The organism is Methylophaga sp. UBA4204, assembly GCF_002379485.1.
In the GTDB taxonomy this organism is placed as follows: Bacteria; Pseudomonadota; Gammaproteobacteria; order Nitrosococcales; family Methylophagaceae; genus Methylophaga.
This window is the reverse complement of sequence record NZ_DFTU01000095.1, coordinates 1-7,945: the sequence shown is the minus strand read 5'-3', so window position 1 is coordinate 7,945 and position 7,945 is coordinate 1. Positions and strand designations below refer to the sequence as shown.

The window sequence follows — 7,945 nt, the reverse complement described above, 5'->3', positions numbered from 1 at the left end:
CGCGGGAAATGGTCGGCCGGGTATTAAAAGAATTACAGGAACGCGGCATCCTGTGGGCGCACGGTAAAACGATGGTATTGTTTGACGAAGACCATCGTGGTGTGAATGCCTCAATTAAAAAGGTTGGCTAACGCTTCACCTGGTTCATCTGCCCGCATAAAAGCCTCGCCAACCAGGAAACCATTCACACCGTGCTCACGCATGAAAGTGATATCTTCCTTACCAAGGATACCGCTTTCGGTGATCACAATTGTTTCATCGGGAATGAAATTAAGTAACTTGATAGTGGTTTCCAGCGACGTTTCAAAAGTATGTAAATCGCGGTTATTGATGCCTATCAAAGGCAGATTCAATACCAATGCACGATGCAACTCTTCTTCGTTATGCACTTCAACCAGCACATCCATATCCAGCTGAATGGCTAACTGACTTAACTGTTCCAGTTGATCATCATCCAACGCGGCAACAATCAACAAAATACAATCGGCGCCGATCGCCCTGGCTTCAAATACCTGATAGGGATCGATAATAAAATCTTTACGAATGACCGGTAGCTGACAGGCCGTACGCGCCTGTTTCAGATAATCTTCATGGCCCTGGAAAAAATCCTTATCGGTCAATACCGATAAACAGGCCGCGCCACCGTTTTCATAAGACAAGGCAATTTCAGCAGGGCGAAAGTCTTCGCGTAGCACGCCTTTACTGGGTGAGGCCTTTTTAACTTCAGCAATAACGGCGCTTTGTCCAGCAGCCAGTTTACGTTCAATCGCCTCAACAAAACCGCGTACCGGTTCAGCGTTTTCAGCCAATTGCTGTAACAGATTAATAGGCAAACGTTTACTGCGCTCGGCAATTTCCTGTTGTTTACGTTGTAGAATTTTTTTCAGAATATCGGGTGTGTCAGTCATAAACGATCTTTAAAGTTGGCTGCAGGTGATGAGTGCATCTAGTTTTTGTTGAGCAATACCGCTATCAATATAATGTTTTGCCTGACGAACGCCTTCAGCAAGGTTGTCAGCCAAATCTGCTGTATAAATGGCAGCGCCGGCATTGAGCACAACAATATCGCGGGCAGGGCCAGGTTCACCGGCAAATACACGCTGAATAATATCGAGACTTTGCTGTGCATTGGTGACGGTCAGCTGACTGATATCAACTCGTTGCATCACAAAATCTTCGGGTTTGATTGTGTAGGTGGAAATCTCGCCATTTTTAAGCTCTGCGACAAAGGTGTCGGCGCCGATGCTGATTTCATCCATACCATCTTCGGCATGCACCACCATCACATGTTTACTGCCCAGTTTTTGCAATACCTGGGCAATCGGTTCAACCCATTTTTTATCAAATACACCCATTACCTGATGTTTGGCTTTGGCTGGATTGGTCAGTGGGCCGAGCAAATTGAAAATAGTGCGGACACCCATTTCACGGCGAGGCCCAACGGTATATTTCATTGCACCGTGATGGCGTTGGGCAAACATAAAGCCGACACCAGTTGTTTCAACACAGTGGGCTACCTGCTCAGGTGTTAGTTCCAGATTCACACCCGCTGTTTCCAATACATCAGCGCTGCCGGAAGTGCTGCTGACAGAACGATTGCCATGTTTTGCGACTTTGCCACCGGCCGCAGCCACTACAAAGGCACTGGCGGTGGAGACATTAAAGCTGCTGGCACCATCGCCACCGGTACCACAGGTATCAATAATATGTTCACCGGTTACCTGTACTGGCGTGGCTAATTCACGCATTACCGACGCTGCTGCCGCAATTTCGGTAATGGTTTCGCCTTTCATCTGTAAACCAATCAAGAAGCCACCAATTTGAGCGTCTGTTGCTTCGCCGGTCATAATCATCCGCATTGCTGCAGTCATTTGCTGCTCAGACAGATGCTGATGCTGGGTGATCAGCTTGATGGCTGCCTGCATGGTAAATTCATTGTCCGCCATGGTGTTCATCCAGGAAGTTTTTTAATAATTGATGACCTTGTTCAGTCAAAATGGATTCAGGGTGAAACTGCACCCCTTCAATTGGCAGGGTTTTGTGCCGGACACCCATAATTTCATCAATGCTGCCATCCGGATTTTCTGTCCATGCAGTCACCTCAAAACAATCGGGCAGCGTTTCTTTTTTTATGACCAGTGAGTGGTAACGAGTTGCCTGCAATGGATTATTCAATCCCTTAAATACACCGACATTGTTGTGATGCACCGGTGAAGTCTTTCCATGCATGATTTCGCGTGCGTGCACAACATTGCCCCCAAATGCCTGACCAATTGCCTGATGGCCCAAGCAGACACCCAGAATAGGTTTTTTGCCGGCAAATTGATGAATAACGTCTAATGAAATTCCAGCTTCATTTGGCGTGCAAGGACCGGGTGAGATCACTATAAGTTCAGGGTTAAGGGTCTCTATGTCGTTAATGGTCAGTTTATCGTTACGCTGCACCTTCACCTCAGCACCCAGTTCAGCAAAATACTGCACCAGGTTGTAGGTGAACGAATCATAGTTATCAATCATTAACAGCATAAGGTGTCCTGTTATTTATTCAGTTGGTTTTGGCGGCTCAAGACCTGCCTCAGCCATGGCAACAGCTTTAAATATCGCACGGGCTTTATTCATGGTTTCTTCCCATTCCATTTCCGGAACAGAATCATAGACAATACCGGCACCTGCCTGGATATGCAGTTGCTTGTCTTTGATGACGGCTGTGCGGATAGCAATGGCTGTATCCATGTTGCCAGCCCAGGACAAATACCCAATGGCACCAGCATAAACGCCGCGTTTAACCGGCTCTAATTCGTCAATAATTTCCATTGCACGCACTTTCGGCGCACCGCTGACGGTACCGGCCGGGAAGGTAGCACGCAGTGCATCCATTGCCGTCATTCCGGGGAGAACCTGTCCAGTCACATTGGAAACAATATGCATCACATGTGAATAGCGTTCGATGACCATTTTATCGGTCAGATTTACCGTACCTGTCTGACTGACCCGGCCCACATCATTACGCCCCAGATCGATCAACATCAAATGCTCTGCCAGTTCTTTTGGATCGTTGAGCAGTTCTTGTTCCAGTGCTTTGTCCTGTTCTTCCGTCTTACCACGACGACGCGTGCCGGCAATCGGGCGAACCGTCACTTCATTGTCTTCCATGCGTACCAGAATTTCCGGAGAAGATCCGACAATGTGGAAGTCTTCCAGGTTCAGGTAATACATGTACGGCGATGGATTTAATGTGCGTAAGGCGCGATATAAGTCAATTTCTGCCGCATGAAAAGGCACTGACAAACGCTGTGAAAGTACCACCTGCATGATGTCGCCATCGTTAATATATTGTTTTGCCTTACTGACCGCATCGATAAAGCCGTCATGGGTAAAACCAGAAACAAAATCCTGTTCGGAAATCGAGTTCTGTGGACGTTTATCGTTAAATTTAGGGGTGGATTCCCGCAACTCAGTAATCAGCTGATCCAGACATTGCTGTGCCTGGTCGTAGGCATCGGGTAGTGTTGGATCAGCATGTACGATCAAAAACAATCTTCCACTGAGATTATCAAACACCACCAGTTCGTCTGACACCATCAGCAACACATCGGGGCAGCCCAGCGGGTCATTTGCAGGGGCTTCGCCTAAACGGGTTTCAACATAACGAACCGTGTCGTAGCTGAAATAGCCAACCAGGCCACCGTTGAATTTAGGTAAATGTTCCAATGTGGGCACATTGAACTTCGCCTGAAAATCGGCAATCCAGGTCAACGGGTCGTCATGCTGAATTTCATTTATCAATACATTACGTTGATAAACTTTGATTTGATCACCGAATACTTTGATAACGGATTCACAGGGAAGACCAATAATTGAATAACGTCCCCATTTTTCGCCGCCGTGAACCGACTCGAAAAGATAGGAATAGGGCGCATCTGCCAATTTAAGATAGGTACTTAATGGCGTGTCTAAATCCGCGAGGACTTCGCGATAAAGAGGGATACGGTTATAGCCTTCACTGGCCAGTTGGTCGAATTGTGCCTGTTTCATTTTCGGCTTCTAAAAAAGAGTGTTTAACTCAGCAAAACTATCAATTACTGCGTCTGGGTGAGCAGCGCGGATATCATTGCCATGGTTATAACCGTAGCTCATACAGACGATTTGAAAACCGGCGGCGCGTGATGCATTGACATCACTGACCGAGTCGCCAATCATCAAAGCCTGCTGTGGCTCGATTTTAAAATAATTGGCTGCATAAAGCAGCGGTGCAGGATCCGGTTTTTTCTGCGGCAAGGTATCACCGCTGACAATCAGTTCAAAATAATCGCGGATCCCCAGATTATTCAGAATGGGCAGCGTAAACTGCTCATCTTTATTCGTCACACAGCCCAGATGAATGCCCTGATCCTTGAGCCATTGCAATCCCTGTTTTACACCGGGGTATAGCAGACTGCGTTTACTGGTGTTTTCTGCATATAACGCCATAAAGATTGGAGCTGCCTGGGCATAAAGTGCTTCAGCAGGTTCACCATCAAGTTGATTTATCAAGGCACGTTTTATAAGTCTTTCAACACCATTACCCACCCAGTTTCTGACTTTGGTTTCGCCACGTTCGGGCAGGTTGAGTGCCCGCATGGTCTGATCGGTACACCAAGCCAGATCAGGCACACTGTCAACCAGTGTGCCGTCCAGATCAATTAACGCAAGCTCTGGCTTGATTAATGCCATTGATTAGATTTTTGCCTGGGCCAATTCAGCACGCAGTGCTGCAATTACGGTTTCATATTTATTAGGATCATTATCCTGAGCAGCACCAAATACGGCAGAACCAGCAACAAAAGTACGGGCGCCGGCTTCAGCAATTTCACGGATATTCTGAACGTTTACACCACCATCAATTTCCAGATCGATATCATAGCCACTTTCATCAATCATTTTGCGAGCCTGACGCAATTTTTCCAGCGTGTGAGGAATAAATTTCTGACCGCCAAAACCCGGGTTCACAGACATCAGCAGAATACGATCTACTTTGTCCAGAACATGTTCAGCCAGCGTTAATGGCGTCGCAGGGTTAAATACCAGACCGGTTTTACAGCCTTCTGCTTTAACCAGTTGCAGGCTGCGATCAATGTGATCCGAAGCTTCAGGGTGAAAAGTGATGTAACTTGCGCCAGCTTTGGCAAAATCAGGAATAATGCGATCAACCGGTTTCACCATTAAATGTACGTCGATTTCAGCGGTAACACCATGCTTGCGCAAAGCTTCACAGACCAAAGGTCCGATCGTCAGGTTAGGGACATAATGGTTATCCATAACATCGAAGTGAACGATATCAGCACCTGAGGCCAGTACATTTACCACTTCTTCGCCAAGGCGGGCAAAGTCAGCGGAGAGGATAGATGGGGCAATTTTGAATTCGGCCATGTCGGATTCTCTCTAAGTTAGTTAAAAATTTGCTATCAAAACCCGTTACTCTACCCCAAAAGCCGGGTTTTTTCAGCTTTTGAAATTCATTATCGCTCTTTATACTGGCGTCAGTTGTCCAACCGAGCTAAATAGGAAAACAAGTGCGAATTCACCCACGATTGTTTATTACATTTTTGATGTTTCTACCGTGCATGACTTTACAGGCCGGTGCTTTAGATGAAACATCAGCAGCAAAGCCGCAAATATTGCGTCAGGATTCAATAACGAAAGGCTATGAGCCATTAGCTGTAGGTGATCAAACCATTGCTTCAGCGTATTTACCCCAAACCTTAGGTATACCTCGTGGTGCTATTTTGTTACTGCATGACATCAATGAACATATCGACAGTGCTGCGATTGGTATTCTAAGACGACAGTTACCGGGGTATGGCTGGAATACATTATCAATCAAGATTATTCGGTTTACTGAAGCGAGTGAACAAGAGCCTCCCGCCACAGAGGAAGGCGCTGCTGTTGTGGATGAGGCAAATTCAGCAGAACAGGCTGAAACAGATGAAGCTGCAGCAACAGAAGCTGAGAATACGTCCGCAGATAATGAAAATACTGAAACAGCCGATACAACTGAAACGGCAGAACCAGCGGAAGCAGAATTTACAGCGATAACCACTGCCCAGCGTCTGGATGCGGCGTTATTAAAGTTACAGCAGCAAGGTCATGAAAATATTGTTTTGATTGGTCAGGGTGCAGGGGGAGAACTGGCCTTAAAAACGCTTAACGAAACTGCGGTTCCGGTTGCCGCAGTAATCATGATAAATACCGGTGAATTAGCAGAAGGAACAAGCATGACTGAAACGGCGATTCCAATACTGGAAATTCTGGGCAGTCGTCAGAAAGACACTATTAAACAAGCTGTTCTGCAACGGCAGATACAGATGAAAACCGAACAGAAAACCAATTATCAATTGCGACAAGTTAATGGAGCGGCTCATTATTTCGCCAGCTCGTCCAGACGATTAACCAATCTGGTTCATGGCTGGTTATATACGCAGTTTTTTGAAGAAGAGGATGCGCCTTAATGCGCCTTTACTATGGTGGCTCAGTGGTTTATCAAGCCGCTTCTGATGAGGGCATTATTGAAGTCGTTGATATTGGCGATCAGCGATCGCTGCATTTCGGAACTTATCCACGTCAAAGCAGCATGTCCTTGCAATCACCCCATTTGCTTGAACTGAGTTATACCCGCGCCATGATGGCCAGCTTATTATTTCAACCGAAGCCCAAAACTATCTGTGTTATCGGACTGGGTGGTGGATCACTGGTCAAGTTTTTGTTGCACCATTTTGAAGATTGTCAGATTGATGTCATCGAATATCGGCAGGATGTGATTGATGTGGCACATCGCTATTTTGAAGTGCCGCATAATGATCCCAGACTGCGGATTCATCACGATGATGGTTATCAGTTTGTCAGTAACCAGTTTTTCAGCAATGGCGCGTTTTATGATCTGTTGCTGGTCGATGCTTTCGATCATGTGGGAATGTCGGCCAGTGTGGGTGGCCAGGCATTTTTCGATGCCTGTGCCGGCGTGCTTAATGACGATGGACTGATGAGTATCAATCTATGGGGAACCGATCGGCCAGGATTCAGTCAATCGATGCAACGGATAAATCAAAGTTTTGATAATCAGACCTTAGTGCTACCGGTGGCGGATAAAGGCAATGTGATTGGTCTGGCGTTGAAGCAAAAATTCAATGTGAGCCAGTTAAAAAGACATCGAGACCTGGCCGAAAATCTTAATCAGCAGTTTGATATCGGTTTACCGCAATCATTGCATGATCTGATAAAACAGAATATTTCATTTTTAAACCGATTATTTCTTTAAAAATATTAATTTACAGGTGATAATTCAGGCGTTTTATGATAAAAATCTATTGTCTTTTCTTAGCGGATTAACTGCCATATGCTCAGGCTGCTTTTCTTAGTCTTTTTATTTCATTGGCCTGCTGCTGCCACGATGGCAGATTCAGAGGCCATTGAAGTGGTGATTGTGCGTTCAGAAAATAAATTACTGGTTAGAAAAAACGACAAAACCTTACGCAGTTTTAAAGTGGCCTTTGGCAGTGGTGGTCGTCAGCCAAAAATGCAGGAAGGTGATCGCAGAACACCCCAGGGACATTATCGAATCAAAGATATCCGCAGCAGCGATAAGTTTTATCTGTTTATGCATCTGGATTACCCCAATATGGATGATGCAAAACAAGCGCTTAAAGATGGCAGAATAACCCGCACGCAATACCGCAAGATTCTCGCAGCGTTTATCTACAATGAAACTCCGCCGCAAAATACACCGTTAGGTGGACAGATTGGCATCCATGGTATCGGTGAAGAGACACCAGACAAACTGGATATTCATGCAATATCGAACTGGACCAAAGGGTGCATTCCGATGCGTAACTCAGAAGTGCGTGAGTTAGCGATGTGGGTTGATGAAGGCACACCGGTAATTATTATTGATTCACTTGAGTCATTTAAA

9 protein-coding genes are annotated in these 7,945 nt (G+C 45.9%); 3 read left to right on the top strand and 6 right to left on the bottom strand.

The genetic code is table 11. The annotated features are described in order from the left end of the window. Positions 1-110: 110 nt before the first annotated feature. Genes trpC through rpe form a run of 6 tightly spaced genes read right to left on the bottom strand, consistent with a single transcriptional unit; the run spans position 111 to position 5,409 of the window. Positions 111-908, bottom strand: coding sequence for an indole-3-glycerol phosphate synthase TrpC (gene trpC / locus B3182_RS14440; protein ID WP_292356732.1), 798 nt, complete (start codon positions 906-908; stop codon positions 111-113). 9 nt (positions 909-917) lie between these two features. Then, entirely contained in the window at positions 918-1,946 is a 1,029-nt protein-coding gene (trpD, locus tag B3182_RS14435) for an anthranilate phosphoribosyltransferase (RefSeq protein WP_292356730.1), read from the bottom strand. After that, positions 1,933-2,526, bottom strand: a complete 594-nt coding sequence (locus tag B3182_RS14430; RefSeq protein ID WP_292356728.1) for an aminodeoxychorismate/anthranilate synthase component II — start codon at positions 2,524-2,526, stop codon at positions 1,933-1,935. The genes trpD and B3182_RS14430 overlap by 14 nt, the downstream gene beginning before the upstream one ends. A 15-nt stretch (positions 2,527-2,541) precedes the next feature. Continuing rightward, positions 2,542-4,035 (bottom strand): anthranilate synthase component I, encoded by a 1,494-nt coding sequence (trpE, locus tag B3182_RS14425; protein WP_292356726.1) that lies wholly within the window; start codon positions 4,033-4,035, stop codon positions 2,542-2,544. A gap of 9 nt (positions 4,036-4,044) precedes the next feature. Continuing rightward, positions 4,045-4,713, bottom strand: a complete 669-nt coding sequence (locus tag B3182_RS14420; protein ID WP_292356724.1) for a phosphoglycolate phosphatase — start codon at positions 4,711-4,713, stop codon at positions 4,045-4,047. Between the two features lie 3 nt (positions 4,714-4,716). Further along, positions 4,717-5,409, bottom strand: coding sequence for a ribulose-phosphate 3-epimerase (rpe, locus tag B3182_RS14415; RefSeq protein ID WP_292356723.1), 693 nt, complete (start codon positions 5,407-5,409; stop codon positions 4,717-4,719). A gap of 194 nt (positions 5,410-5,603) precedes the next feature. Here rpe and B3182_RS14410 point away from each other — a divergent pair, with 194 nt between their 5' ends. The 3 genes from B3182_RS14410 to B3182_RS14400 form a co-directional block, all read left to right on the top strand. Continuing rightward, a complete protein-coding gene (locus B3182_RS14410; protein WP_292753258.1) occupies positions 5,604-6,488 on the top strand; it encodes a DUF3530 family protein in 885 nt (294 codons plus the stop codon). After that, the gene (locus tag B3182_RS14405; RefSeq protein WP_292356719.1) at positions 6,488-7,294 is read left to right on the top strand and encodes a spermidine synthase; all 807 of its coding nucleotides are present in this window, start codon (positions 6,488-6,490) and stop codon (positions 7,292-7,294) included. Before B3182_RS14410 ends, B3182_RS14405 begins: the two co-directional genes overlap by 1 nt. A 78-nt stretch (positions 7,295-7,372) precedes the next feature. Further along, positions 7,373-7,945: L,D-transpeptidase family protein (locus B3182_RS14400; RefSeq protein ID WP_292753255.1), on the top strand; the 573-nt coding region annotated here is incomplete at its 3' end.

Excerpts from the sequence above, each read along its gene's own strand:
- trpC (WP_292356732.1), bottom strand. The coding sequence starts at position 908 with ATGACTGACACACCCGATATTCTGAAAAAAATTCTACAACGTAAACAA.
- trpD (WP_292356730.1), bottom strand. The coding sequence starts at position 1,946 with ATGGCGGACAATGAATTTACCATGCAGGCAGCCATCAAGCTGATCACC.
- B3182_RS14430 (WP_292356728.1), bottom strand. The coding sequence starts at position 2,526 with ATGCTGTTAATGATTGATAACTATGATTCGTTCACCTACAACCTGGTG.
- trpE (WP_292356726.1), bottom strand. The coding sequence starts at position 4,035 with ATGAAACAGGCACAATTCGACCAACTGGCCAGTGAAGGCTATAACCGT.
- B3182_RS14420 (WP_292356724.1), bottom strand. The coding sequence starts at position 4,713 with ATGGCATTAATCAAGCCAGAGCTTGCGTTAATTGATCTGGACGGCACA.
- rpe (WP_292356723.1), bottom strand. The coding sequence starts at position 5,409 with ATGGCCGAATTCAAAATTGCCCCATCTATCCTCTCCGCTGACTTTGCC.
- B3182_RS14410 (WP_292753258.1), top strand. The coding sequence starts at position 5,604 with ATGACTTTACAGGCCGGTGCTTTAGATGAAACATCAGCAGCAAAGCCG.
- B3182_RS14405 (WP_292356719.1), top strand. The coding sequence starts at position 6,488 with ATGCGCCTTTACTATGGTGGCTCAGTGGTTTATCAAGCCGCTTCTGAT.